Source organism: Brevundimonas sp. SPF441 (genome assembly GCF_009661015.1).
Classification (GTDB): Bacteria; Pseudomonadota; Alphaproteobacteria; order Caulobacterales; family Caulobacteraceae; genus Brevundimonas; species Brevundimonas vesicularis.
The window spans coordinates 1-244 of record NZ_WJWX01000065.1; the positions used below are offsets into that span (position 1 = coordinate 1).

Genomic DNA, 244 nt, shown 5'->3' on the forward strand with positions numbered 1-244 from the left:
CCGAGTAAGGCAGGTTGGCCTGGAAGACGTTGGAGTCGTAACCGGCGCCCGAGTTGTTCACCAGGCCACGGATGTCGTTCTTGGACACGGTGACGGTGTTCGAGGTGTTGCAGCCGGCCAGGTTGGTGTCGATGGTGACGTTGGCCGGAGCGGTCATGTCAAAGGCGTTGGCCGGGCCGGTGTCGTCCGAGGCGTAGATGCCGATGGTGCCGAAGTCGATCGTGGTCGAGGCGTTGCCGGTGTA

Annotated in this window: 1 protein-coding gene; it reads right to left on the bottom strand. The window is 63.1% G+C overall.

Features of this window, described 5'->3' with window-relative positions:
- Positions 1-244 (bottom strand): hypothetical protein (locus tag GGC30_RS16805; RefSeq protein WP_228763801.1); only part of this gene is annotated, 244 nt, incomplete at both ends.